This window comes from Allobrachymonas sp. (assembly GCF_041912815.1).
GTDB lineage: Bacteria > Pseudomonadota > Gammaproteobacteria > Burkholderiales > Burkholderiaceae_C > Brachymonas.
Genome location: NZ_JAYRLV010000010.1, coordinates 55097 through 78338, shown reverse-complemented (window position 1 = coordinate 78338; position 23242 = coordinate 55097). Strand labels below are relative to the sequence as shown.

Annotated in this window: 24 protein-coding genes; 8 read left to right on the top strand and 16 right to left on the bottom strand. The window is 66.9% G+C overall.

Annotation, left to right across the window (positions count from 1 at the left end):
* Window positions 1–21: 21 nt before the first annotated feature.
* On the bottom strand, window positions 22–756 hold the full coding sequence (gene gph / locus ACE3P9_RS08960) for a phosphoglycolate phosphatase (protein ID WP_374493475.1): 735 nt from the start codon (window positions 754–756) through the stop codon (window positions 22–24).
* Window positions 753–1430: a ribulose-phosphate 3-epimerase gene (rpe, locus tag ACE3P9_RS08955; RefSeq protein ID WP_374493473.1), complete on the bottom strand. Its 678-nt coding sequence runs from the start codon at window positions 1428–1430 to the stop codon at window positions 753–755. The genes gph and rpe overlap by 4 nt, the downstream gene beginning before the upstream one ends.
* A gap of 101 nt (window positions 1431–1531) precedes the next feature.
* Between rpe and apaG the strand changes: the two genes are divergently transcribed.
* From apaG to ACE3P9_RS08935, 4 genes are read left to right on the top strand one after another with little or no spacing between them, the layout of a single operon-like run.
* On the top strand, window positions 1532–1954 hold the full coding sequence (gene apaG, locus ACE3P9_RS08950; protein WP_374493471.1) for a Co2+/Mg2+ efflux protein ApaG: 423 nt from the start codon (window positions 1532–1534) through the stop codon (window positions 1952–1954).
* 36 nt (window positions 1955–1990) lie between these two features.
* Complete coding sequence (locus ACE3P9_RS08945) at window positions 1991–4075, top strand: site-specific recombinase (protein ID WP_374493469.1); 2085 nt, start codon at window positions 1991–1993, stop codon at window positions 4073–4075.
* The gene (gene thiL / locus ACE3P9_RS08940) at window positions 4072–5199 is read left to right on the top strand and encodes a thiamine-phosphate kinase (protein ID WP_374493467.1); all 1128 of its coding nucleotides are present in this window, start codon (window positions 4072–4074) and stop codon (window positions 5197–5199) included. Before ACE3P9_RS08945 ends, thiL begins: the two co-directional genes overlap by 4 nt.
* A gap of 60 nt (window positions 5200–5259) precedes the next feature.
* Window positions 5260–5832: a phosphatidylglycerophosphatase A gene (locus ACE3P9_RS08935; protein WP_374493465.1), complete on the top strand. Its 573-nt coding sequence runs from the start codon at window positions 5260–5262 to the stop codon at window positions 5830–5832.
* Window positions 5833–5877: 45 nt separating this feature from the next.
* Here ACE3P9_RS08935 and ACE3P9_RS08930 read toward each other — a convergent pair whose 3' ends face one another.
* Entirely contained in the window at window positions 5878–7263 is a 1386-nt protein-coding gene (locus tag ACE3P9_RS08930; protein WP_374493463.1) for a DUF445 domain-containing protein, read from the bottom strand.
* A gap of 243 nt (window positions 7264–7506) precedes the next feature.
* Between ACE3P9_RS08930 and cysK the strand changes: the two genes are divergently transcribed.
* Together cysK and ACE3P9_RS08920 are read left to right on the top strand one after the other, a co-directional pair.
* Complete coding sequence (gene cysK / locus ACE3P9_RS08925) at window positions 7507–8421, top strand: cysteine synthase A (RefSeq protein ID WP_374493462.1); 915 nt, start codon at window positions 7507–7509, stop codon at window positions 8419–8421.
* A gap of 368 nt (window positions 8422–8789) precedes the next feature.
* Window positions 8790–9656: a UDP-2,3-diacylglucosamine diphosphatase gene (locus tag ACE3P9_RS08920; RefSeq protein WP_374493492.1), complete on the top strand. Its 867-nt coding sequence runs from the start codon at window positions 8790–8792 to the stop codon at window positions 9654–9656.
* A 163-nt stretch (window positions 9657–9819) separates the two neighbouring features.
* On the opposite strand, the gene htpX is transcribed toward ACE3P9_RS08920, so the two are convergent.
* Window positions 9820–10695 carry a protease HtpX gene (gene htpX, locus ACE3P9_RS08915; RefSeq protein WP_374493460.1) on the bottom strand — a complete coding sequence of 292 codons (876 nt, stop codon included), beginning with the start codon at window positions 10693–10695 and terminating at the stop codon, window positions 9820–9822.
* 126 nt (window positions 10696–10821) lie between these two features.
* Window positions 10822–11709, bottom strand: coding sequence for a pirin family protein (locus tag ACE3P9_RS08910; RefSeq protein ID WP_374493458.1), 888 nt, complete (start codon window positions 11707–11709; stop codon window positions 10822–10824).
* A 229-nt stretch (window positions 11710–11938) separates the two neighbouring features.
* Here ACE3P9_RS08910 and ACE3P9_RS08905 point away from each other — a divergent pair, with 229 nt between their 5' ends.
* On the top strand, window positions 11939–12883 hold the full coding sequence (locus tag ACE3P9_RS08905) for a LysR substrate-binding domain-containing protein (protein WP_374493456.1): 945 nt from the start codon (window positions 11939–11941) through the stop codon (window positions 12881–12883).
* On the opposite strand, the gene ACE3P9_RS08900 is transcribed toward ACE3P9_RS08905, so the two are convergent.
* The 10 genes from ACE3P9_RS08900 to ACE3P9_RS08855 all read right to left on the bottom strand — a co-directional run bounded on the left by ACE3P9_RS08900 (window position 12871) and on the right by ACE3P9_RS08855 (window position 21631).
* On the bottom strand, window positions 12871–13110 hold the full coding sequence (locus ACE3P9_RS08900; RefSeq protein WP_374493454.1) for a DUF2630 family protein: 240 nt from the start codon (window positions 13108–13110) through the stop codon (window positions 12871–12873). The genes ACE3P9_RS08905 and ACE3P9_RS08900 overlap by 13 nt on opposite strands.
* Before the next feature lie 35 nt (window positions 13111–13145).
* Complete coding sequence (gene trxC / locus ACE3P9_RS08895) at window positions 13146–13592, bottom strand: thioredoxin TrxC (protein WP_374493452.1); 447 nt, start codon at window positions 13590–13592, stop codon at window positions 13146–13148.
* A 51-nt stretch (window positions 13593–13643) separates the two neighbouring features.
* Entirely contained in the window at window positions 13644–13970 is a 327-nt protein-coding gene (locus ACE3P9_RS08890) for a hypothetical protein (RefSeq protein WP_374493450.1), read from the bottom strand.
* A gap of 75 nt (window positions 13971–14045) precedes the next feature.
* Window positions 14046–14795, bottom strand: coding sequence for a VIT family protein (locus ACE3P9_RS08885; RefSeq protein WP_374493448.1), 750 nt, complete (start codon window positions 14793–14795; stop codon window positions 14046–14048).
* A gap of 149 nt (window positions 14796–14944) precedes the next feature.
* On the bottom strand, window positions 14945–15991 hold the full coding sequence (gene pyrC / locus ACE3P9_RS08880; protein ID WP_374493446.1) for a dihydroorotase: 1047 nt from the start codon (window positions 15989–15991) through the stop codon (window positions 14945–14947).
* A 132-nt stretch (window positions 15992–16123) separates the two neighbouring features.
* Window positions 16124–16861, bottom strand: a complete 738-nt coding sequence (locus ACE3P9_RS08875; protein WP_374493490.1) for an amino acid ABC transporter ATP-binding protein — start codon at window positions 16859–16861, stop codon at window positions 16124–16126.
* Between the two features lie 44 nt (window positions 16862–16905).
* A complete protein-coding gene (locus ACE3P9_RS08870) occupies window positions 16906–17589 on the bottom strand; it encodes an amino acid ABC transporter permease (RefSeq protein WP_374493445.1) in 684 nt (227 codons plus the stop codon).
* 1 nt (window position 17590) lies between these two features.
* Window positions 17591–18349, bottom strand: a complete 759-nt coding sequence (locus tag ACE3P9_RS08865; protein WP_374493443.1) for an amino acid ABC transporter permease — start codon at window positions 18347–18349, stop codon at window positions 17591–17593.
* 304 nt (window positions 18350–18653) lie between these two features.
* Window positions 18654–19622: an amino acid ABC transporter substrate-binding protein gene (locus tag ACE3P9_RS08860; RefSeq protein ID WP_374493441.1), complete on the bottom strand. Its 969-nt coding sequence runs from the start codon at window positions 19620–19622 to the stop codon at window positions 18654–18656.
* 194 nt (window positions 19623–19816) lie between these two features.
* Window positions 19817–21631, bottom strand: coding sequence for an ABC transporter ATP-binding protein/permease (locus ACE3P9_RS08855; RefSeq protein WP_374493439.1), 1815 nt, complete (start codon window positions 21629–21631; stop codon window positions 19817–19819).
* Window positions 21632–22000: 369 nt separating this feature from the next.
* On the opposite strand from ACE3P9_RS08855, the gene ACE3P9_RS08850 reads away from it, so the two are divergent.
* The gene (locus ACE3P9_RS08850) at window positions 22001–22510 is read left to right on the top strand and encodes an acyl-CoA thioesterase (protein WP_374493437.1); all 510 of its coding nucleotides are present in this window, start codon (window positions 22001–22003) and stop codon (window positions 22508–22510) included.
* A 206-nt stretch (window positions 22511–22716) separates the two neighbouring features.
* Here ACE3P9_RS08850 and ACE3P9_RS08845 read toward each other — a convergent pair whose 3' ends face one another.
* A complete protein-coding gene (locus ACE3P9_RS08845; RefSeq protein WP_374493434.1) occupies window positions 22717–23229 on the bottom strand; it encodes a hypothetical protein in 513 nt (170 codons plus the stop codon).
* Window positions 23230–23242 lie beyond the last annotated feature (13 nt).

Sequence of the window (23242 nt, the reverse complement as noted above, 5' to 3'; positions counted from 1 at the left end):
GGCCGTGCGGGAGGCCGCTGGTCATGCGCGGACCGTGTCGACCTGCAGGTCGGCCAGGCTGCGCAGGTAGCCGAGCGCCGGCACCTCGTGGATGGAATGGCCGTGGTTGTAGCCGTATTCGACGAGCAGGACGGGCGAGCCGGCTGCGTGGGCGGCCTGGGAATCGTTGGAGGAGTCGCCGAGCATGAGGGCATCCTGGGGCGCCACGCCGAGGGCACGGGCGGTCTCGATGAGCGGAAGCGGGTCAGGTTTCTTGCGGGCGAAGCAGTCGCCGCCGAACACCTGCGAGAAGTGCCGGGTAAGGCCCAGGGTGGCAAGCAGGGTTTCGGCGTGGGCTCGGGGCTTGTTGGTGAGGCAGGCCATGGGCACGCCGGTGGCGGACAGGGCGGCGAGCCCTTCGGCCACGCCGGGGTAGGCCACGCTGTGCTGGCCGTTGATGCCGGCGTAGTGGCGCTGGTAGATGACATACGCCTGCTGGAACAGGGCGGGATCGAGGGCGTCGGGCGCCGGTGCCGCGCCCACCGACACGAGCACGCTGCGCACGAGCTTTTCGCTGCCCTTGCCGACGAGGCGGGAGATGGTGTCCGCATCGATGGCCGGCAGGGCCAGATCGCGCAGCATGGCGTTGAGGGCCGCGTCGAAGTCGCCCAGGGTGTTGGCCAGGGTGCCGTCGAGGTCGATCATGAGCCCGTGCACCACGAGCGGCCGTTCGGCTCCCGGCCAGCGCAGGGAGATGCCCGTGCGGGGCGCGTTCATGCCAGGGCCTCGCGCATGGCGCGGATGACGCCGGCGTAGTCGGGCTTGCCGAAGATGGCACTGCCGGCCACGAAGGTGTCGGCTCCGGCGTCGGCCACACGGCGGATGTTGTCGACCTTGATGCCGCCATCGACTTCCAGGCGGATGTCGCGCCCGGAGGCGTCGATGCGGCGGCGCGCGGCCTCGATCTTGCGCAGGGCGCTGTCGATGAAGCTCTGCCCCCCGAAGCCGGGGTTGACGCTCATGATGAGGATGAGGTCGATGTCGTCGATGAGCCAGTCGAGCACATCGAGAGGGGCGGAGGGATTGAACACCACTCCGGCCTGGCACCCGGCGGCCTTGATGGCCTGCACGCTGCGATGGGCGTGCGGGGTGGCGTCGGGGTGGAAGCTGATGAGGTCGGCTCCGGCCTGGGCGAAGGCCTGGGCGAGCGCGTCGACGGGCTGCACCATCATGTGCACGTCGAGCGGAACGCGGCTGCCGTCGGGGCGACAGGCATGCGGCTGGATGGCCTGCAGGACCATGGGGCCAAAAGTGAGGTTGGGGACATAATGGTTGTCCATCACGTCAAAATGGATCCAGTCGGCACCGGCGGCGATGACGTCGCGGACTTCCTCGCCGAGGCGTGCAAAGTCGGCCGAGAGGATGGAGGGGGCAATGCGGAAGGTCGTCATGCCGGTATTGTCGCAGAGCCTCCGAACCCTCGGACGGGTGGCGCACCAAGCCCGACCGCCCTCCTTTTCCTTCTTTCTTTTACCTCGAAGCAGTTCTCACCATGTCCACCGATGCCCCTCTTTCCGCAGACCCTGCGGCGTACCAGATGACGATCCGTGTGGAGCCCGAGTATCTGCCTTCCGAATCGGCGCCGGACGAGGGCCGCTTTCTGTTTGCCTACCATGTGACGATCACCAACACGGGCCAGATGGCGGCACAGGTCATTGCCAGGCACTGGATCATCACCGATGGCACGGGGCATGTGCAGGAGGTGCAGGGTCTGGCCGTGGTCGGGCACCAGCCGCTCCTGGAGCCGGGCGAGAGCTTCGACTACACCAGCGGCACGCCCCTGCCTACGCCCGAGGGGCGCATGCAGGGGAGTCTGTTCTGCGTGGCCGAGGATGGCACCCGCTTCGATGCCCCGATCACTCCCTTCGTGCTGGTGGCCGGCGTGCATGTGCGTGCGCCCCATACGCTGCACTGAACACCGTCCCTCCCGCAGATCACCGCCTAGTCGCCCATGAAGCACACCGACACTCCTCCCGATCTGCAGCGCCTGCTCGATGCCCTGGATCCGCAGGCGGACATGGTGCATCGCCACCTCTGGCTGTATGACCTGCTGGCCTGGATCCGGGGCGAGGGCCGCGACGTGCAGACCGCCGTCGGCCATGTGCGCCAGATCGTGGCTGCGGCGCAGCGCCAGCCCGACTGGCTGCCGCGCTGGCGGGCGTGGTGGCTGCGCTTTCTCTCCGAAGTGGATGTCACGCCCCTGCTGGCGGATTTTGGCTTTGCGCCGCGCACGGCCTTTCTGAGCGAGCTGCGGCACCGCATCTCGCGCAAGTTCATGCCGGTGACGCCGGAGACGACCGATCTGTCCGAGCTCTTCGAGCTGCTGCTGCCCCACGGCTTCGATGCCCAGTGGCTACGGGCGCTCGACCCGGGCCTGCTCGACCAGCTCGACACGCTGCTGTTTTCGCTGCCGGCGGACCCGCCTGCAGGCGATGCGCCGGTGCAGGCAGTTCCTCCTGCTTCGGCTGCACCGTCCTCCAGGCCCTACGGCGTGCTGAGCTACTGGCAGGGCAAGCTCCTGGAAGCCATCACGTACACGGTGAGCCAGATCACGGCGATCGGGTTCGCCAACGATATCCGGGTGCGCATGACGCACGACGGGCAGACTCTGGAGGCCTTTCACCGCCTGCCGGAAGTGCGCGCACGCTTCAGCCGCACGATCCGGCTCCACGGCCGCGAACCCAGGCTCACGCAGGATGCCGCGCAGGCCCTGCGCCAGCAGCTGCTGGCCTGCCGCGCGGCCATGAGTACGGTGTATGGCCACCTCGACAAGCATGGCGTGTCGGTGGGCATCGTGTTCATGCTGCGCCAGTTCAGGGACCGGGTGCAGCGGGTGCACGACCTGCTCGACTGCCTGCTGAGCGAGGAACCCGACCATGCCAACGTGCGGCTGCTGGCCAAGCTGGTGGTCATCGGCCGCGAGCGGCGCAGTGTGCGCAAGCTCTGGCACCACAATGCCCACCTCGTGGCCTCCAAGATCGCCGAGCGCCATGCGGAAAGCGGCGAGGCCTACATCACCCGCAACACGCACGACTGGCGTGTGCTGTTCGGCCACGCACTCGGCGGCGGCTTCGCGATGGGCTTTGCGGTGTGGACCAAGTTCGTGCTCACGGCCCTGGCGCTGTCGATCTTCTGGAGCGGGCTGGCGGCGGGTCTCAACTACGCGGTAGTGTTCGTGCTCATCCAGCTCCTGCACTGGACCGTGGCCACCAAGCAGCCGGCCGTCACGGCGCCGGCCATGGCGGCACGGCTCAAGGACATGGGCCGGCCCAATGCGGTCGATGGATTCGTCGACGAGGTAGCGCACCTCATCCGCAGCCAGGTGGCGGCCGTGATCGGCAACCTGGTGGCCGTCATGCCGACCGTGCTGCTGCTGTCGGCCGCCCTGCGCCACGTGCTGGGGCACAGCATGATCGCCCCGGCCTATGCGGAAAAGACCCTGCACAGCCTGAGCGTGCTGGGGCCGACCACGCTGTTCGCGGCCGCGACCGGGGTGATGCTGTTTGCCTCCAGCATCATCGCGGGCTGGGCAGAGAACTGGTTCGTGTTCCACCGGCTGGACTCGTCCATTGCCTACCATCCTCGCTCGATTGCCCGGCTGGGGCCGGCGCGCGCCCTGCGCTGGGCCGCCTGGTGGCGACGGAACATCTCGGGGCTGGCAGCCAACATCTCGCTGGGTCTGCTGCTGGGGCTGGTGCCGGCGGTGGCGCTGTTCTTCGGGCTGGAGCTCGAAGTGCGCCACGTGACCATCGCAGCCGGGCAGCTGGCGGCGGCCATCGAGTCGCTGGGCCTGCAGGTGGTGCATCGCACCGACTTCTGGCTGGCAGTGGCAGGCGTAGCGCTGGTGGGGCCGATCAATGTGGGGGTGAGCTTTTACCTGGCGTTCCGCACGGCGCTGACCGCCCATGACGTGCCTCGACTCGACCGCAGACGCATTCGTTCGGCGCTGTTCTACCGGATGCGGCAGGCCCCGCTCACGTTCATGTTCCCGCCCCGCACGCGCAGGTCCGCTCCACCGCCGGATGATGCGGCATGAGCACTCTGCTGTCTCCGCCCCCCCTGCCCGATGCATCTGCCGTGCCCCTGGCCAGCACCGGCACCGGAGAGTTCGCGCTCATTGCCCGCCACTTCGCGCGGCCCGGCCATGCCCTGCACCACACCCTGCTCGGCATCGGAGATGACTGCGCACTCCTGCGCCCGAGGGAGGGCCATGACCTGGCCCTTTCCACCGACATGCTGGTGGCCGGGCAGCATTTCTTTGACGATGTGGCGCCGGAGCGCCTGGGCCACAAGGCACTGGCAGTCAACCTGAGTGACCTGGCTGCCAGCGGTGCCCGTCCCCTCGCCTTCAGTCTGGCGCTGGCCCTGCCTGCCGCCGAGGACGACTGGCTGGGCCGCTTTGCCCGGGGGCTCCTGACCCTGGCGGATACCCACGCCTGCGACCTGCTCGGCGGCGACACCACGCGCGGCCCGCTCACCCTGAGCCTCACCGTCCTCGGGGAAGTGCCCCGGGGCGCCGCTCTGCTGCGCCGGGGGGCCCAGCCCGGCGACCGGATCTACGCCAGCCACCCCGCCGGGGGCGGACTCGGCGATGCCCGCCTGGCGCTGCACCTGCTTCTGGCCCAGCGGCACCAGCCTCTCCCGGCCGCCGATGCCGACCGCATGGCCCGGCTGCAGGCGCCCCAGCGCCAGGCGCTCCTCGCTGCCACGCGGGACCGGCTGGAATGCCCCCTCCCCCGCGTGGCGCTGGGCATGGCGCTGCGCGGCGTGGCCAGTGCCTGCCTGGATCTGAGTGACGGGCTGCAGGGCGATATCGGCCACCTGCTGGTGGCATCGGGCACAGGAGCCACTTTGCAGGCCTGCCGACCGGACGGCGGGGGGCTGCTGGCGGCTGCGTGTCCCGCCGCCCGGGCGCACGATCCAGACTGGGCGCTGCAGCTCGCCCTGGCAGGCGGCGATGACTACGAACTGATCTTCACCGCCCCCCCCCATCGACAGGCCGACGTGGCGGCCGCCGCCGCAGCCGCCGGAGTGGCATGCACCTGCATCGGCACCATCGACGCCACACCGGGCCTGCGCTGGACAGACCTGCATGGTCGCACGCACGCCCTGGCCGGACACGGCTTCGACCACTTTGCACCACCCTCCCCACGCAGATGATGCACGCCCCAGTGCGCGCACTGCCGCACTGGCAGTGCGCTGCTCTGCGACAATCGCCCCATGCAAGACTCCCCGTCCCCTTCAGCCGCAGACGGTGCGCCTCGGCGCCCCACCTGGTCCTTCGTCCTCGCCCATCCCGCGCATTTTCTGGGGCTGGGAGCCGGCTCCGGCCTGAGCCCCAAGGCCCCCGGCACGGCAGGCACGCTGTGGGCCTGGGCCATCTGGGTGCTGCTGCAGGCCGCCGGCCTGTCGCCGGTGTGGGGCGGTGTGCTGGTGGTGGTCAGCATTCCGGTCGGCTGGTGGGCATGCACCGTGAGTGCGCGGGATCTGCGCATGTCGGACCCCGGCTGCGTGGTCTGGGACGAGGTGGCGGCCTTCTGGCTGATGCTCTGGGTGCTGGAGATCGTGTGGGCGCCTGCACCGTGGAGCCGCGCTGCCTGGCTCTGGCAGCTGGCTGCCTTTGCATCCTTCCGGTTCTTTGACGCGGTCAAGCCGCAGCCCGTGCACTGGGCCGACCAGGTCTTCAAGGGCGGTGGCTGGCGCGGCGGCTGGGGCATCATGTGGGATGACCTGGTGGCGGCGGCGTGCGCACTGGCCGTGCTGGCCGTGGGGCACGCCTTCCTGCCCCGGTGACGATTCCGGCCGGAGCATGTCCCTGCCATCGGGCCCGCTGTGGCTTCAGCCTCCCGCCAGGGCAGGCAGCAGATGGAAGCAGGCATACAGCGCCAGCCCGGCCAGCCCCCCGACCAGCGTCCCGTTGAGCCGGATGAACTGCAGGTCACGCCCCACGCTGCGTTCGATCTCCTGCACCATGTAGCGCGCATCCCACTCCTGCACGGTTCGGCGGATGTGCTCCGGCGCCACGTCGCGAAGCCGGTCGGCCAGATGCTCCACCGCGATGCGCAGCTGTGCATTGGCAGCCTGCTGCCAGACCGGATCGGTCCGCAGCCGCTCCCCGAACCGCGCGGCATGCACGGCAAACTGCCGCGCAATGGCGGAGTCGGGATCGTCGAGATCGCGGTGCAGCCACTGGCGAAACCGCGCCCACAGCTCCCGCACATAGCTCTGCAAGGCCGGATGCAGGAGCAGCTGGGTCTTGAGCTGCTGCACCCTGCGCTGCAGATCCTCGTCCGTGTCGAGCCGCGCTACCATGCCGGCCACCTCGTCGCGGTAGCGCACGCGCAGCGGATGCGTGGGGTCGTGCAGCACGTCGAGCAGCTCGTCGATGAGCGCCTGGGCCAGCCGATCGGCCAGGCGGTCGGCAATGTCCTCGGTGTAGTCGAGCTTGTCGGTGAACCAGGTCATGCGGGGGTACTCGCGCCGCGCCATGCCCATCATCTTGTCGGCGATGAGCGTGCGGATGTCGGGAGACCCCACCCACTCGCCGATGCGGGCCAGCGCGGCATCGAGCACGCGTTCGTGATGCCCTCCCTCGGTGAGCTGCTGCACCAGATGGGCCGCGGTGGGCGCGGCGTTCCACTCGTGCAGCTGGCGCTTGACCACGGCCGTGAGATCGCGTTCCACGGCCGGATCGTCCAGCGCCTCCACGGCCTGGGCCGCCCAGCGCCGGAGCTGGCCCGCGAGCGTCTGCACCCGGGCGGGCTCGGACAGAAACTCGCCGAGCTTGCGTGCGGGGTTGAATGCTTCGATGCGCGGCAGCAGCACGCGCTTGTCCAGAAACTTGTCGCGCACGAACTGCGCCAGATTGTCGGCAATGCGCTGCTGGTTGCGCGGAATGATGGCGGTGTGCGGGATCGGCAGTCCCAGCGGATGCCGAAACAGCGCCACGACCGCGAACCAGTCGGCCAGCGCGCCCACGGTGGCCGCCTCGGCAAACGCCCCCACCCAGCCCCACACGCCCTGGCGATGGAACACATGGCTGAGTGCGAGCAGCGCCACGGCCCCCAGCAGGGCGGCCAGGGCAATGCGCTTCATGCGGCGCAACTCGCGGGCCTTGTCGCGGGAACGCGCCTCGGCATCGGCCGCAAGCGAGAAACCCTCCCCCTCCTGCGACGTGGGGACTGCAGGAGAAGGTGCGGCGCTGGAAGGGTCGGAATCGTGCATGGGCCGATTGTGCCCTGCACCCTCGCCGGGCTTCAAGCCACCCTGCACGACACGCGCCGCCGTGCAGGGGGAAAAACGGGCCTTTCAAATCCCATGAAAACAGTAGGGGAATGGCCAACATGGCGTCGCTGCTGTGGTGTAACTTCATGAGGATTAGTCATAACAAAACCTGCAGAATGATGTCCACCTGCACAAGCCACCCAGATGGGCCCGGCCGGCAGCCCCCTACCGAAAGGACATCCCATGAAAGCCGCATCCGTACTCGACACCATTGGCCGCACGCCGCACATCCGTTTCTCGCGCCTGTTCCCCGAGCGCGAGGTCTGGATCAAGGCCGAACGCTTCAACCCCGCCGGCAGCCTCAAGGACCGCATTGCCCTGAGCATGATCGAGGCCGCCGAGGCCGCCGGACAGCTCAAGCCCGGCGCCACCATCATCGAGCCCACCAGCGGCAACACCGGTGTGGGGCTGGCCATGGTGGCCGCAGTCAAAGGCTATCGGCTCATTCTGGTGATGCCCGAGAGCATGAGCATCGAACGCCGCCGCCTGATGCTGGCCTACGGCGCACAGTTCGACCTCACCCCGCGCGAAAAGGGCATGAAGGGCGCCATCGCCCGCGCCGAGGAGCTCGCTGCCCAGACCCCGGGGGCGTGGATTCCGCAGCAGTTCGACAACCCTGCCAACCCCGAGATTCACTCCCGCACCACCGCCCAGGAAATCCTGGCCGACTTCCCCGAGGGGCTCGATGCGCTCGTCACCGGCGTGGGTACGGGCGGCCACCTCACGGGCGTGGCCCGCGTGCTCAAGCAGGCATGGCCGCAGCTCAAGGTGTTTGCCGTGGAACCCACGCAGTCCCCGGTCATCAGCGGCGGCCAGCCCGGCCCCCACCCGCTGCAGGGCATCGGCGCAGGGTTCATCCCGCGCAACCTCGACGTCAGCCTGCTCGACGGCACCATCCAGGTCGATGGCCCGAGCGCCATGGAATACGCCCGGCGGGCCGCCACGCAGGAAGGCCTGCTCGTGGGCATCAGCAGCGGCGCCACCCTGGCCGCCATTGCCCAGAAGCTCCCCGAGCTGCCTGCCCAGGCACGGGTGCTGGGCTTCAACTACGACACGGGAGAGCGCTACCTGTCGATCGACGGCTTCCTCCCCGCCTGAGGACGCACCGGCCGCCCACCGCAGCGGCCTGCCCTTCCCCATTCCCCTGCAAGCGGGCCACGGCCTGCTCCTGGAGCGCCGATCCGGCCCTTTCAGGGGCAGGCCGTGTGCATTTCGGGCCGGAGCCCTTCCCCGCGGCAGGCCTGGGCGCTGGCACCACGTCACGCCGGTTTCATCGTTCTGCCACACGACCATCACAGGAGCTTGCCACCATCCCCTGCATGACACGGCCCGGATGCACCTTCCCCTCCTTCGCCCCCGCACGCGCCCTCCTCTCTGCCCCCGTGGCGGCACGGACGATGCCGGACCCCAGCGCCCCTGGCGATGCAGCTCCCCGCCCGCATGCGCCTTCGTCTCCCGAAGACGCCATGCCGGTACGACGCTTTCGCACCCTGTGGATTTCGGACGTGCACCTCGGCCTGCCGGACTGCCAGGCCCATGCCCTGCTGCATTTCCTGCGCCACACCGACAGTGAAACCCTGTACCTCGTCGGCGACATCATCGACGGCTGGCAGCTGCGACGCTCATGGCACTGGCCGCAGACCCACAACGACGTGGTGCAGAAGCTGCTGCGCAAGGCCCGCAAGGGCACCCGGGTGATCTACATCCCCGGCAACCACGACGAATTCGCGCGCACCTACGGCAACAACAACTTCGGTGGCATCGAGGTGGCCGAAGACTGGCTGCACACCACTGCCGATGGCCGCCGGCTGTGGATCACGCACGGCGATCTGTTCGACGGCGTGATCCAGTGCGCCCGCTGGCTGGCCTATGTCGGCGACAGCCTGTACGAATTCACCCTGCGCCTCAACCGCCACCTCAACTCGCTGCGGGCGCGGCTCGGGCTGCCCTACTGGTCGCTGTCCCAGTACCTCAAGCTCAAGGTCAAGCGGGCCGTGAGCTACGTGAGCGACTTCGAGCATGCCGTGGCACGCGAAGCCCGCCGCCGCGGAGCCGATGGCGTCGTCTGCGGCCACATCCACCATGCCGAGCTGCGCGACATGGATGGCCTGCTCTACGCCAACGACGGCGACTGGGTGGAAAGCCTCACCGCTCTGGCCGAGCACCCCGACGGCCGGCTCGAAATCCTGCACTGGGCCGAAGTGATGGCCCTCATGACCCCGGCTGCGCCGCATGCCCGCTCCCGCGCACCCCGGGCGTCCCGCAGGTCGCAGCCCCAGCCGGTCACGGCAAGCGCTTCCGTCGCCCCCGCGGCCGAAACGCTCCCTTCCTGAGCGCTCACCGCCCACCTCAGGCAACGGGGCCCCACAAAAAAGCCGCAGGGCCTTGTGCGCCCCTGCGGCTTGTTCGCTGTCCGGTGGTCTGGCCGACCCGGTATCTGCTGCCCGATCACCAAGGCCCCGCAAGGAGCCTTGTGGCATTCCACACGCCTGCCGCTCATCCCTGCAGCTTCTGGAGTGCCGCGATCCGCACCTCCAGCGGCGGGTGGCTGGCAAACAGCTCGCCCAGCCCCCCGGCAATGCCGAAGGCCTGCATGCCCTTGGGCAGCTCGCCCGGCTGCATCCCACCAAGGCGCTGCAGTGCATGGATCATGGGGGTGCGATTGCCCAGCAGACGGGCCGAGCCGGCATCGGCCCGGAACTCGCGCTGGCGGCTGAACCAGGCCACGATGATCGAAGCCAGAAATCCGAACAGAATGTCGAGCACGATGGTGGTGATGGTGTAGGCAATGCCCGGCCCGGACTCGCTGTCGCTGTTGCGGCGCAGGGCCCCGTCGACCAGCGAGCCGATCACCCGGCTCAGGAACACTACGAAGGTGTTCACCACCCCCTGAACCAGCGTGAGCGTGACCATGTCGCCGTTGGCCACGTGGGAGATTTCATGGCCGAGCACGGCCTGGATTTCTTCCCTGGTCATGCCCTGCAGCAGGCCCGTGGACACCGCCACCAGAGCCGAATTCTTGAACGCGCCCGTGGCAAAGGCGTTGGCCTCGCCCTCGTAGATCCCCACTTCGGGCATGGCAATGCCGGCACGGTCAGCCAGCTGGCGCACGGTCTCGACGATCCAGGCCTCGTCGGCATTGGAGGGCTGGTCGATCATGTGCAGCCCCATGGTGGCCTTGGCCATGGGCTTGCTCATCAGCAGCGAGATGATCGCGCCGGTGAAGCCGACGATGAACGAAAACGCCAGCAGCATGCCGTAGTTGACGCCCTGTGCCGTGAGGTAGCGGTTGACCCCCAGCAGGCTGGTCACGATGCCCAGCGTGGCCACCACAGCCACGTTGGTGAGCAGGAACAGGATGATGCGTTTCATGAGGTCCTCGTCCTGTCACGGAAACAGGCGAGGCGCACCATGCGCCCCGCCTTTCGGCGACAGAACCTTCCATATCGGGAAGGTCCCCGCAATTTCAAGACGGCTGCGGTGCCGGGCACCGGGCCGTCATTCGTCCATGCGGCCGAAGCGTCCCTGCTGGAGGTCGTCGATCGCCTGCACGATCTCCTCGCGCGTGTTCATCACAAAGGGGCCATAGCCCACCACCGGCTCGTCGATGGGTTCGCCGGAGAGCAGCAGCAGATGCACGTCCGCATCCCCATGGGCCTGCAGCGTCACGTCCGTGCCCTCGGGGGTGAGGGTGGCCATCTCGGCGGCTTCGAGCGTGGCCTGGCCCTGCACGCCCAGCTCCCCGCTGCGCACCACCAGCAGCGTCGTCCAGCCCTCGGGTTGCGGCAGGGACACGGTAGCCCCGGCAGCGAGCGTCACGTCCCAGACCCGCATCGGGGTATGGGTGAGGGCCGGCCCCTGCTGCCCGGCGAACTCGCCCGCCACGAGGCGCATCGTGCCCGCGCCGCCCGGCAGCGCCACCTCGGGGATGCGGTCGGCGGTGATGGCCTGGTAGCGCGGCGGTGTCATCTTGTCGCGGGCAGGCAGATTGACCCAGAGCTGAATCATCTCGAACGGCCCTCCGGTGCGGCTGTAGCGCTCGGAATGGAATTCCTCGTGCATCAATCCAGCCCCTGCCGTCATCCACTGCACATCGCCCTTGCCGATGACGCCTCCGCCCCCGGCCGAGTCGCGGTGCTCCACCTCCCCGTCGTACACCAGAGTCACAGTCTCGAAGCCCCTGTGCGGGTGCTGGCCCACGCCGCGACGGTAGCCCGTGTGGGGCTCAAAGGCACAGGGCGCCGCATAGTCGAGCAGCAGGAAGGGGCTGCGCGCAGGCACCTGTGCGCCGTTGTAGTCGAACATGCCATGGACGGGAAAACCGTCCCCCACCCAGTGGCGCGCGGGGGCACGGCGGGTGGCAACGATGCGTTTGGAATCGGTCATGAGAAGGTGTCCTTTCGGTTCTGTAGAGGCAGAGGAAGCCCCGCGCCGCGCGGCCCGGATGTCGCCGCGTCGCAGGCCCTGCCCTCGCGGAAGCCGCCCACCGGCTCCGCTGTCATGCTCCGTACATGCTGTCTGCAGGCCCTGCCACAAGGCGCCATGGTGGTCTTCAGCGTTCCATGCGTGGAACGATAATGGCGTGCCCATGCCTTCGATTGCCAGGACTCGCTCCATGACCGATCTCAATGCCTATGCCTACTTTGCCGCCGTGGTAGAGCACGGGGGCTTTGCCGCGGCCAGCAGGGTGCTGGGAATTCCCAAATCCCGCCTGAGCCGCCACGTCGCCCTGCTGGAAGCTCGACTGGGGGTGCGACTGCTGCAGCGCAGCACACGCCGCTTTGCACTGACCGACACGGGAGCTGCACTGCTCCCTCATTGCCGGGCGCTGGTGGCCGAGGCCCGGGCCGCAGAATCCCTGGCTGCCAGCCGCACGGTGGAACCGCTGGGGCGGGTGCAGCTGTCGTGCCCGCCCGCGCTGCTCGGCCATGCGGCCCAGGCCATGCTCGACACCTTCCTGCACCGCTGGCCCGGCGTGCAGCTGCGCGTGACGGCCACCAACCGCAATGTCGATGTGTGGGAAGACGGCGTGGACATCGCGCTGCGCGTGCGTCCCCAGGATGCGGCTCTGCCTGCCGAAGAGATCGTTCGCCCTCTCGCGCTCAGTCCCCACCTGCTGGTGGCAGCGCCCGCGGTGCTGCAGCACCGCTCTCCGCCCCTGCATCCGAGCGACCTCGGAGACTTTCCCGCCCTCGGACTGGGCAACTCACCGGAAGCCCATCGCTGGAGCCTGCGGAATGCGGCGGGCGAACCGCAGGAAGTGCTGGTCACGCCCCGCCTGGTCGTGGACGACATGCAGCCGCTGCTGCAGGCGGCACTGGATGGACTCGGCTGCGCCGTACTGCCCAGGCTGTTCGTGCACGAAGCCCTCCAGCAAGGCACGCTGGTGCAGGTGCTGCCTGGGTGGCATGCCCCCACCGGGGTCATCCAGGCAGCCTATGCCTCCCGCCAGGGCATGCGTCCCGCCGTGCGGGAACTGCTCGATCATCTGGCACAGGGTTTTCGGGAGCTGGCCCGGCAGGGGCGCTGCCTGTTGCCGCCAGAGGCTCAGCCGGTATAACGCTCCACCGTCCCCGCATCGCGCACCGAGGCCGCGTCGGGGTTCTCGCCGAACTCCTGCCGCGCCCGGCGCTGGCGCAGCAGATCCCAGCACTGATCCAGCTGCTCCTGCAGATGCCGCATGCGTGCATGTTCGGCCTCGGGCTTGACGGGCTTGTCGCGCAGGGCCTTTTCCTCTGTCACCAATCTGTCGATGTAGTCGAGGATCTTTTCGTTCCTGTCTTCCATGGGGTTCTCCAATCGAGGGGGAAAAACGCTGCTGCTTACCGTGGCAGATGGGACTGCACCCACTGCACGATCTGTGCCGGCGACGTGAGCGCCCCCGACTGGCGTGCCACTTCACGGCCTCCGACAAACAGCGCCAGAGTGGGAATGCTGCGGATCTGGTGCCTGGCGCCCAGCGTCTGGGCCGCCTCCGTGTTGACCTTGGCCACCTGAACGTGGGGCTCCAGCAGCTGGGCAGCCTGCTCGTAGGCAGGGGCCATCATGCGGCAGGGACCGCACCAGGGCGCCCAGAAATCCACCACCACCGGAATCTGGCTCCGGGAGATGTGTCGATCGAAGGTGGCCTCGTCATCGAGCGCCACCGGGTGCCCTGTGAACAGGGGCTGATGGCACTTGCCGCAGTCGGGCGACTGCCCGAGCTGCTCGGGTGCGATGCGGTTGGTGGTATGACAGTGGGGGCACACAATGTGCAGGGGTTCGCTCATGAAGGGATGCTCCTTGAAGCCTTGAAGAAGTGCAATGGCAGTCCACCCTGCTCAGACCGGCGGCGTCGCTCCTGGCGCCACTGGACGGCGCACACGGCCAATGAGCTCGCGCGCCTCCATTTCGGCACCGGCAGCGGTATCGAGCGGACTGCGGCACAGACCCGCTGCGTCGTAGTGCAGGTTCTCGTACACCACGGCAGCTGCAGGGCTGGCCGCGAGCAGCGGCTCCCAGTTCACGGAAGAATCGGCCAGCAGACCGGCGAGCCGGTCTACGACCAGTTGGTATTGATGCGCATCCACCGAGGGACTGGCGTCCAACCGTTCCAGCAGTTGTGCCAGCACGGCCGCGGTGCGCGAGGGTGCTTGCAGGGTATTCATGCCTCGCAAGTGGAGCCTGCTGCGGGCTTTGCAAGACCCGTGTACCCCTCGTGTACTCCTCCCAGAGCTGCCATGTCAGCCCGGCAGCTGTCCCCCCACGAGTCTGCCGATGGCATAGGTCACACCCATGGCCAGAATGCCGCCGACCACGTTGCGGATCGTGGCCGCCACCACGGGGGCCTGCCCCAGCCGGGCCGACACCATCCCGGTGACCGACAGCGCCACCGTCACTGCCAGGGCGGTGATGGGCACCGCATGTGCGAGCGGCACCAGCAATACCGACAGCAGCGGCACCAGCGCCCCGATGGCAAAGGCCAGTGCCGATGCCAGCGCAGCCTGCAGGGGGTTGGTGTAGGCCCCCAGCTTGATGCCCAGCTCGATCTCGGAATGCGCGGCCAGCGCATTGTGGCGCGTCATCTCGCGCGCGGCCTGGTGCGCCACGTCATGGCTCATGCCCTTCTGTTCGAGCAGGCGCGTGAGCTCTTCCAGCTCCTGTGCCGGCAGCTCGTCGAGCTCGGTGCGTTCCAGCGCCACGGCGGCCTGTTCGGTGTCGCGCTGCGTGCTCACCGATACATACTCGCCCGCCGCCATCGACAGCGCCCCCGACACCAGCCCCGCGATCCCCGCCGTCAGCAGGGCCGCATGGCTGGATGTGGCGCCCGCCACCCCCAGCACCAGCCCGGCGGTCGAGACGATGCCGTCGTTGGCGCCCAGCACGCCGGCGCGCAGCCAGTTGAGCCGATCCGAGATGCCGCTCGACAGGGCATCGAACTCGGCATGGGTGCGCCGACTGGAAGCCGGAACATGAGGGCCTGGGGTATGCATGGCATCTCCGTAGAGGGAAAATTCAGGAAAATCGGATCATCCAGAGGGCCGGCGCAGGAGCGGAAGACGAGGCCGGGTCATAGGCCATCCACCCTACGAGGCGCCCGCCCTTCCTGCCTGCCGGCGTGTTCCGACCTGCAGAAAAGCGCTCAGCCCACCACGCGCCAGTGCAGCAGCTCGCCTGCCTCCAGCGGTTTCACGTCGGCATCGCCGAAGGGGTAGCTCTCTGGCACGCGCCAGTCCTCGCGCGCCAGCGTCAGCGTGGAGGTATTGCGGGGCAGTCCATAGAAGTCGGGGCCATGGAAGGAGGCAAAGGCCTCGAGCCGGTCGAGCGCCCCTGCCGCATCGAAGGCGGTGGCATACAGCTCCATGGCGGCCGGCGCGGTGTAGCAGCCCGCGCATCCGCTGGCGTTTTCCTTCAGCGCTGCGGCATGGGGAGCGCTGTCGGTTCCCAGGAAGAAACGGGGAGAGCCGCTGGTGGCTGCCGCCACGAGGGCCTGGCGATGCTGCTCGCGCTTGAGCACCGGCAGACAGTAGTAGTGCGGGCGGATACCCCCCATGAACAGCGCATTGCGGTTGTAGAGCAGATGGTGCGCTGTGATGGTGGCCGCAGTATGGGCGTCGGATTCGCGCACGTAATCGGCTGCCTCGCGCGTGGTGATGTGCTCGAACACCACCTTGAGCTCCGGAAAGTCACGCCGCAGCGGCTGCATCACGCGCTCGATGAACACGGACTCGCGATCGAAGATGTCCACGGCAGGATCGGTCACCTCGCCATGCACCAGCAGCAGCAGTCCGTGGCGCTGCATGGCCTCGAGCGTGGCGTAGGTCTTGCGGATGTCGGTCACGCCGGCATCGCTGTTGGTGGTCGCACCGGCCGGATACAGCTTGAAGGCCACCACACCCGCCTCCCTGGCACGCACCACCTCGTCGGGGGAGGTGTTGTCGGTCAGGTACAGGGTCATGAGCGGCTCGAAGTGCACCCCAGCCGGCACGGCGGCCAGCACCCGCCCGCGGTAGGCCAGCGCCTGCGCGGCCGTGGTCACAGGTGGCCGCAGATTGGGCATGATGATGGCACGCGCAAACTGCGCGGCCGTATGCGGCACCACGGTCTGCAGCGCGGCGCCATCGCGCACGTGCAGGTGCCAGTCGTCGGGACGGGTGATGGTGAGGGTCTGGGAGGCAGAGGTGTTCATGCCGGCATTGTCCCATCAATGCCCACCCCCACCAAGCACACCGGCGCCCGAAGGCGCCGGCAGAACGGACGGCATGGACAAGCACGGCACGCCCACCCTGGCGATGCGCCCCGCCCGGTACATTCCACAGACTCAGTGGTTGAGAATCTTGCTCAGAAAGTCCTTGGTGCGAGGCTGACGCGCATCCGGATTGCCGAAGAATTCGTCGCGGCTGCAGTCCTCCAGGATCTTGCCCCCCACGTCCATGAAGATCACCCGATGGCTGACCTTGCGGGCAAAGCCCATCTCGTGCGTGACGCACATCATGGTCATGCCTTCGTTGGCGAGCTTGACCATCACGTCGAGCACCTCTCCCACCATCTCGGGATCGAGGGCGGAGGTAGGCTCGTCGAACAGCATCACGATGGGATCCATGCTCAGGGCGCGGGCAATGGCCACACGCTGCTGCTGGCCGCCCGAGAGCTGGCCCGGGAACTTGTCCTTGTGCGCCAGCAGACCCACCCGGTCGAGCATCTTGAGACCGCGCTCGCGGGCTTCGTTCTTGCCGCGCCCGAGCACCTTGATCTGTGCCAGCGTGAGGTTGTCGGTCACGCTCAGGTGCGGGAACAGCTCGAAATGCTGGAACACCATGCCGACCCGGCTGCGCAGCCGGGGCAGATCGGTGCGGGCATCATGGAGCGCCTGCCCGTCGACGTAGATCTCGCCCTTCTGGATGGGTTCGAGCCCGTTGATGGTCTTGATGAGGGTGGACTTGCCCGAGCCGGACGGACCACAGACCACCACCACCTCCCCCTTGCGGATATCGGTGGAACACTCGTTGAGCACCTGCACGGAACCGTACCACTTGCTCACGTTCTTGAGTTGGATCATGGGAGTATCACTCACGGAATTTCTCCTTGCCTGCCACCGCGCGGTCAGCGGATGATGGCGATTTTCTTGTTGATGTGCTTGACGAAGGTCGACAGGCCGAAGCTGATCACGAAGTACGTCACGGCCGCCAGCAGATAGGACTCCACCACGCCGTATTCGCGGCCCGCGAGCTGGAAGCCCTTGAGCAGGTCATACGCGCCGATGGCATACACGAGGGACGTGTCCTGAAACAGAATGATGATCTGCGTGAGGAACACCGGCAGCATGTTGCGGAAGGCCTGCGGCAGGATCACCAGCCGCATGTTCTGGGCATAGGTCATGCCCAGCGCCTGTCCCGCGAAGATCTGCCCCCGCGGAATCGACTGGATCCCGGCCCGGACGATCTCGGCAAAGTACGCCGCCTCGAAGGCCACGAAGGTCAGGATGGCCGACACCTCCTTGCGGCTGCCCGACGGCACGTCGAGCGCGTTGTAGACGCTGGCCGGCACGAGCAGGAAGAACCACAGAATCACCATCACCAGCGGGATGGAGCGCATGCCGTTGATGTAGATGGTTGCCGGAATGTGCAGCAGGCGATGGCTGGAGAGCCGCATGAGCGCGAGCACCGTGCCGAGCACAATGCCGCCCACGGTCGAGATGACGGTCAGCTCCACGCTGAAATACAGCCCCTTGAGGATGTACTGCGAGATGACCTGCCAGGTGTAGACGCTGAAGTCGAGATGCAGCATGTCAGTGTCCTCCCGCCACGATCAGGCCGGGCACGCGGGTGCGCCGCTCGATGAAGGCCATGATGCGGTTGATGGCCAGGGCCGTCAGCACGTAGAGCCCCGTCACGGCCAGATAGATCTCGGTGCCGCGTGCAGTCTCTTCCTGGGCCTGCATGGCGAACATGGTGAGTTCGGAGATCGACACCGCAAAAGCCACGGCCGAGTTCTTGACGATGTTCATCGACTCGCTCGTGAGCGGTGGCACGATGATGCGAAACGCCATGGGCAGCAGCACATAGCGGTAGCTCTGCCATGTGCTCATGCCGAGCGCGAGCGCCGCGTTGCGCTGCCCGCGCGGCAGCGCCAGAATGCCCGAGCGCATCTGCTCTGCAATCCGCGACGAGGTAAAGAGACCGAGCGCCAGCACCACCATCACAAAGCCCGGCAGCGCCTTGAGCGGCGGCACGAGTGCCGGCACCACGAAGTACCACAGGAATATCTGCACCAGCAGCGGCACGTTGCGGAACAGCTCCACCCACACATTGCCCAGCATGGCCAGCAGCCGGTTGCCCGGCCGGTCCAGGGGCAGGGTTCGCAGGGTCCCCACCACCACGCCGACGGCGAGCGCCAGCACCAGCGAACACACCGACACGGAGATGGTCCACCCCCATGCCGACAGCATCCAGTTCAGGTAGGTGGTGACATCGCCATGCCCATAGCATCCCGGGACCACATCCCCCGTCAGGGTATCCCGGCAGAAAACTTGCCAATCCCAACTCATGGCATTGCCTTTCCGTCATGTTCAAGAAATGCTCCCCGTCTCGTGAACGGAGAGTCCCGACGCATGCAGGTCCGCAGGAAGCTCCCTCCCGGACGCATCCGTCTGCAGGCCAGGCGCATCCTGTGCACCTCTGCCCGGCCCCCATGGGGCTTGCCCGCCATGGCATCGGGCCCCGCGCACGCATCGGGGGAGCCAGGTGTCATGGAGCTCCGGTGCAGGGTCTCTTCCTTTGGGGGGGAGGCCCTGCTGCCGGAAACGGCCCGGGAACCAGGGAAAGCAGCTCCCCTGATCCCCCGCGCCGGGCTTACTTCTGCTGGTAGTCTTCCATCGGCTTGTTGTTGGGATGCGCCCATGCATCCTTGGTGCTGGCCGACAGCGGCAGGCCGATGACCGCATTGTTCGGCGGGATCGGCTGCATGAACCACTTGGTGTAGAGCTTCTCGAGCGATCCGTCCTTGATCTGGCGTTCGATCGAATCGTTGACCGCCTTGCGGAATTTCTCGTCGCCCTTGGGCAGCATGCAGGCGATCGGCTCGACCGACAGCACCTGGGTCAGGATCTTGTAGTCCTTGGGTGTCTTGGACTTGGAAATGTTGGCCGCCAGAATGGAGGCGTCCATCACGAAGGCGTCGGCGCGGCCGGATTCGAGCATCAGGAAGCTGTCGGCATGGTCCTTGCCCATCACTTCCTTGAAGTTCATGCTCTTGGCATGCTCGTTCTTGCGCAGAGTCTGCACGGACGTGGTGCCCGTGGTGGTGACCACGGTCTTGCCGTTGAGGTCCTCGATGCTGTTGATGCCGGAGTTGGCCTTGGTGGCGATGCGCACTTCCTCGACATAGGTGGTGTCGGCAAAGTCGGCGTCCTTCTGGCGGGCCTTGTTGTTGGTGGTGGAGCCGCACTCGAAGTCGATGGTGCCGTTCTGCAGCAGCGGAATGCGGTTCTGCGAGGTGATCGGCTGGTAGTTGATCTTGAGGGTGGACATGCCGAGATCCTTCTTCAGGTCGTCGACGATGCGCTCGGCCATCTCGGTGTGGAAGCCCACGTACTTGCCGTTGCCCAGGGTGTAGCCCAGACCCGAGGACTCACGCACCCCGAGGTTGACCACGCCGCTGGACTTGATCTTGGCCATGGTGTCGGCCGCGCGGGCCGGGGCAGCCGAGCCGGTGGCCGATGCGCCGGACGCACCAGATGCGGGCGTATCTTTCTGACCGCACCCGGTCAGTGCCAGAACCAGTGCGCCTGCAGCGGCGGCAATCAGGTATTTCTTGTGCATCAGTCTCTCTCCTGGATTCAAGGGATGGAATGGAATGGCGCAAATGTCGTGCAGAAACATAAGCCTACACGAATCTTACAAACGCGCACATTCGCGAGTGTACCGTCATCTGGCGCCGGTTTCTTATTCTGATATGCACATATCGCGCCAACATGCAGCCGGCGCCGCTCTTTTCTGCGGGTTTTCCCTGACGATCACTCCTGCTGCGTGCTCTGCTGGAGCGCCCACATGGCGGCATAGCGCCCGCCCTGGGCGAGCAGCCCGGCGTGGGTCCCGCGTTCCACGATGCGGCCATGGTCGAGCACCAGAATCTCGTGGGCATCGACGACCGTGGACAGGCGGTGGGCAATCACGAGCGTGGTTTTGTTGTCGGCCACGGCGTGCAGCTCGTGCTGGATGGCCCGCTCGGTGGCGGAATCGAGGGCGGAGGTGGCCTCGTCGAGCACCATGATCGGAGGGTTCTTGAGCAGGGCCCGCGCGATCGCCACCCGCTGCTTCTCTCCTCCCGAGAGCTTGAGGCCGCGCTCGCCCACCATGGTGTCATAGCCCCTGGGCAGGCTCGACACGAAGTCGTGGATGCGTGCAGCACGCGCCGCGTCTTCGATCTCCTCGCGCGTGGCTCCGACCCGGCCATAGGCGATGTTGTAGGCCACGGTGTCGTTGAAGAGCACCGTGTCCTGCGGCACGATGCCGATGGCCCGCCGCAGACTGTCCTGCGTCACGTCCCGGAGGTCCTGCCCATCCACCGTGATGCGGCCGCCGGTCACGTCATAGAAGCGGTACAGCAGCCGTGAGAGCGTCGACTTGCCAGCCCCCGAGTGCCCCACCACCGCCACGGTCCGCCCAGCCGGAATGGTGAAGTCGACCTCGTGCAGGATGGGACGCTCCGGATCGTAGGCAAAACTCACCCGCTCGAAGCACACCGTGGGCAGTCCCGATTCCGTGCGCAACTCGGAAGCCCCGGGCGCATCGACGATCTCGCACGGCGTGTCGATGAGCGAGAACATGCGGTCCAGATCGGTCAGGCTCTGCCGGATCTGCCGGTACAGCACCCCCAGAAAGTTCAGCGGCACATAGAGCTGGATCATGAAGGCATTCACCATCACCAGATCGCCGATGGTGAGCCGCCCGGCGGCCACCCCTTGCGACGCCCGCCACAGAATGGCCACCAGTGCCGTGGCGATGATGAGCTGCTGCCCGCTGTTGAGCAGACTCAGCGACCCCTGGCTCTTCACGGCCGCAGCGAAGTAGGCTCTCAGGCCCCGGTCGTAGCGACGCGCCTCCCACTCCTCGTTGTTGAAGTACTTGACCGTCTCGTAGTTGAGCAGCGCATCGACCGCATGGGTCTGCGCCACGGATTCCAGCCGGTTCATCTCGCGCCGGAAATGGTTGCGCCACTCCGTCACGCTCACCGTGAAGCCGATATAGGCCACCAGAGCCGTCAGCGTGATCCAGACAAAGGCGGCATCGAACCGGATGGCCAGGATCGCCAGCACCAGTCCCACCTCGACCAGCGTAGGGATGATGCTGTAGAGCGAAACCGAGATCAGCCCCCGCACGGCAGCGGCGCCGCGCTCGACATCGCGCGTCATGCCGCCCGTCTGGCGATCGAGGTGAAAGCGCAGGCTGAGCCGGGTGAGATGCCGGAACACCTGCAACGCAATGCTGCGCGCGGCGCCCTCGGTCGCCGGTGCAAACATCCATTCGCGCACCTCGGTGAACACCGTCGTGGCCAGCCGCAACAGGCCATAGGCCACGAGCAGGCCCACGGGCACCACCACCATGCCAGAGGCGCTGCCCGGATGCACGTTGAGCGCATCCACGAGCTGCTTGAGCAGAATGGGCACCCCGATGTTGGCCAGCTTGGCCCCCACCATGAAGCCCAGCGCCACCGCCACCCGCCACCGGTACTGCCATAGATAGGGCAGCAGGCGCCGCAGCGTCTGCCAGTCGCTGCGCGTTGCACCGGGCCGTGCAGGCAATTCCTCATACTGCATCGCGCGTCCCATGCCTCGCATGCCTGATCTCCCCATGAATCGATGTGTCGGTGGTGCCTATGGCAAAAGCACCGTCACAGCATTCCGGGACAGTGCACAGCCCTCCATTGTCCCCGCAAACACAGGTCCCCCACTCTCCCGTTCCGGGCTCCTGAGCCCGGCCAGATCATGGACACCGCTGCGGGAAATAGGGCTGTCTCCTCCGCACTTCCTGCGAATTGGGCACAATCAGAGACGTATCGCGCAAGAAAGGCCCGCACACCACCGGCAGGAAACGCCTCACCTCAGAGCCCCTGCCGACTGCCGATGGCCGAGCCCGTTCATCCATGACGGGCAGGACCCGCACCTTTCCCGCATTTCCCGTCTTCACAAGAGATCACCATGACACCTTCGGAAAAAACCCCTCTTCCCACCGTCCACGGCCCCGGTTCACACAACACGGCCAACGACCGCAACTTTCTGGACCGCCTGCCCGATGAAATCGGCAAGACCCATGAGCTGGTGCTCAAGGTCGTGCCCATGCCGGCCGACTGCAATGCCAATGGCGACATCTTCGGCGGCTGGGTCATGTCGCACGTGGACATGGCCGGTGCCATCACGGCCTTCAAGCTGTCGCGCGGACGCACGGCCACCGTGGCCGTCAAGGAGTTCATCTTCAAGCAGCCCGTGCGCGTGGGCGACATTCTGTCGTTCTACAGCTCCATCCTGCACATCGGCAACACCTCGATGACGCTCAAGGTCGAGGTCTACGCCGAACGTTTCGATGCCCAGGGCAGCTACCTCAAGGTCACGGATGCCACCGTCACCTATGTGGCCATCGACCAGAATGGTCGGCCCCGTCCGGTGCGTCCGCAATCTGCAGCAGAAGGAACGACGCCCCCGCAGGCCTGACGCTGTGGAGCGCATGGCAGACCAAGGAGCCAGCCATGTGCAGAAGCTGTCCTCATCCACGGGCCCGCAAGGGCCCGTGTGTGTTTGGCTCGGAAGTAGCTTGCATCATGCTTCGGGGCTGCCCCTCGGGCTGCTGCCATGCAGCGGCGGGCGTCCTCTGTCTTCCGAGCCCAGTCAAGCCGAGCCTGCCTGCGCCAGAGACAGACTCACCAGCAGAACTCGGAGCGGATGAGATCGCGCGAGAAATCGAACTTCTGCGGCTCGGCAGGACGGATCTTGGTCCACAGCACCTTGCGGCTCAGTGCATCGGCAGGAATTTCCGGGGTGTGCAGCATCCTCAGGCAGTACTGCGTGTAGCGGCTGCTGCCCTCGACACGGATCTGCAGCCCGCCCACCGGCCGGCGATAGTGCCCAAAGGCGAAATAGGGATAGCCCTTGAGGCTCACCATGCGTGCAGACAGCATCTGCAGCATGTACATGAACGTGTGGGGACTGTTCCAGCTGAAGCGCCCGCTGTTGGGCTCATGACGCACCGATATCTCGTAGAAATCGGGCTGGATGCATGTGAATTCAATCTCGGCATTGATGCCATACATGGCATACGCCTCGCTGCGCATGCAATCGCGCGTATGGAAACGGAACTGGGGCTGGTTGAACATTTGGGTCGCGGCCAGTTTCTCGGCTGGCGTCGCGGACCGTTCGGTAATACGGCCAAGCATGTGATTCTCCCTG

Excerpts from the sequence above, each read along its gene's own strand:
- gph (WP_374493475.1), bottom strand. The coding sequence starts at position 756 with ATGAACGCGCCCCGCACGGGCATCTCCCTGCGCTGGCCGGGAGCCGAA.
- rpe (WP_374493473.1), bottom strand. The coding sequence starts at position 1,430 with ATGACGACCTTCCGCATTGCCCCCTCCATCCTCTCGGCCGACTTTGCA.
- apaG (WP_374493471.1), top strand. The coding sequence starts at position 1,532 with ATGTCCACCGATGCCCCTCTTTCCGCAGACCCTGCGGCGTACCAGATG.
- ACE3P9_RS08945 (WP_374493469.1), top strand. The coding sequence starts at position 1,991 with ATGAAGCACACCGACACTCCTCCCGATCTGCAGCGCCTGCTCGATGCC.
- thiL (WP_374493467.1), top strand. The coding sequence starts at position 4,072 with ATGAGCACTCTGCTGTCTCCGCCCCCCCTGCCCGATGCATCTGCCGTG.
- ACE3P9_RS08935 (WP_374493465.1), top strand. The coding sequence starts at position 5,260 with ATGCAAGACTCCCCGTCCCCTTCAGCCGCAGACGGTGCGCCTCGGCGC.
- ACE3P9_RS08930 (WP_374493463.1), bottom strand. The coding sequence starts at position 7,263 with ATGCACGATTCCGACCCTTCCAGCGCCGCACCTTCTCCTGCAGTCCCC.
- cysK (WP_374493462.1), top strand. The coding sequence starts at position 7,507 with ATGAAAGCCGCATCCGTACTCGACACCATTGGCCGCACGCCGCACATC.
- ACE3P9_RS08920 (WP_374493492.1), top strand. The coding sequence starts at position 8,790 with ATGCCGGTACGACGCTTTCGCACCCTGTGGATTTCGGACGTGCACCTC.
- htpX (WP_374493460.1), bottom strand. The coding sequence starts at position 10,695 with ATGAAACGCATCATCCTGTTCCTGCTCACCAACGTGGCTGTGGTGGCC.
- ACE3P9_RS08910 (WP_374493458.1), bottom strand. The coding sequence starts at position 11,709 with ATGACCGATTCCAAACGCATCGTTGCCACCCGCCGTGCCCCCGCGCGC.
- ACE3P9_RS08905 (WP_374493456.1), top strand. The coding sequence starts at position 11,939 with ATGACCGATCTCAATGCCTATGCCTACTTTGCCGCCGTGGTAGAGCAC.
- ACE3P9_RS08900 (WP_374493454.1), bottom strand. The coding sequence starts at position 13,110 with ATGGAAGACAGGAACGAAAAGATCCTCGACTACATCGACAGATTGGTG.
- trxC (WP_374493452.1), bottom strand. The coding sequence starts at position 13,592 with ATGAGCGAACCCCTGCACATTGTGTGCCCCCACTGTCATACCACCAAC.
- ACE3P9_RS08890 (WP_374493450.1), bottom strand. The coding sequence starts at position 13,970 with ATGAATACCCTGCAAGCACCCTCGCGCACCGCGGCCGTGCTGGCACAA.
- ACE3P9_RS08885 (WP_374493448.1), bottom strand. The coding sequence starts at position 14,795 with ATGCATACCCCAGGCCCTCATGTTCCGGCTTCCAGTCGGCGCACCCAT.
- pyrC (WP_374493446.1), bottom strand. The coding sequence starts at position 15,991 with ATGAACACCTCTGCCTCCCAGACCCTCACCATCACCCGTCCCGACGAC.
- ACE3P9_RS08875 (WP_374493490.1), bottom strand. The coding sequence starts at position 16,861 with ATGATCCAACTCAAGAACGTGAGCAAGTGGTACGGTTCCGTGCAGGTG.
- ACE3P9_RS08870 (WP_374493445.1), bottom strand. The coding sequence starts at position 17,589 with ATGCTGCATCTCGACTTCAGCGTCTACACCTGGCAGGTCATCTCGCAG.
- ACE3P9_RS08865 (WP_374493443.1), bottom strand. The coding sequence starts at position 18,349 with ATGAGTTGGGATTGGCAAGTTTTCTGCCGGGATACCCTGACGGGGGAT.
- ACE3P9_RS08860 (WP_374493441.1), bottom strand. The coding sequence starts at position 19,622 with ATGCACAAGAAATACCTGATTGCCGCCGCTGCAGGCGCACTGGTTCTG.
- ACE3P9_RS08855 (WP_374493439.1), bottom strand. The coding sequence starts at position 21,631 with ATGGGACGCGCGATGCAGTATGAGGAATTGCCTGCACGGCCCGGTGCA.
- ACE3P9_RS08850 (WP_374493437.1), top strand. The coding sequence starts at position 22,001 with ATGACACCTTCGGAAAAAACCCCTCTTCCCACCGTCCACGGCCCCGGT.
- ACE3P9_RS08845 (WP_374493434.1), bottom strand. The coding sequence starts at position 23,229 with ATGCTTGGCCGTATTACCGAACGGTCCGCGACGCCAGCCGAGAAACTG.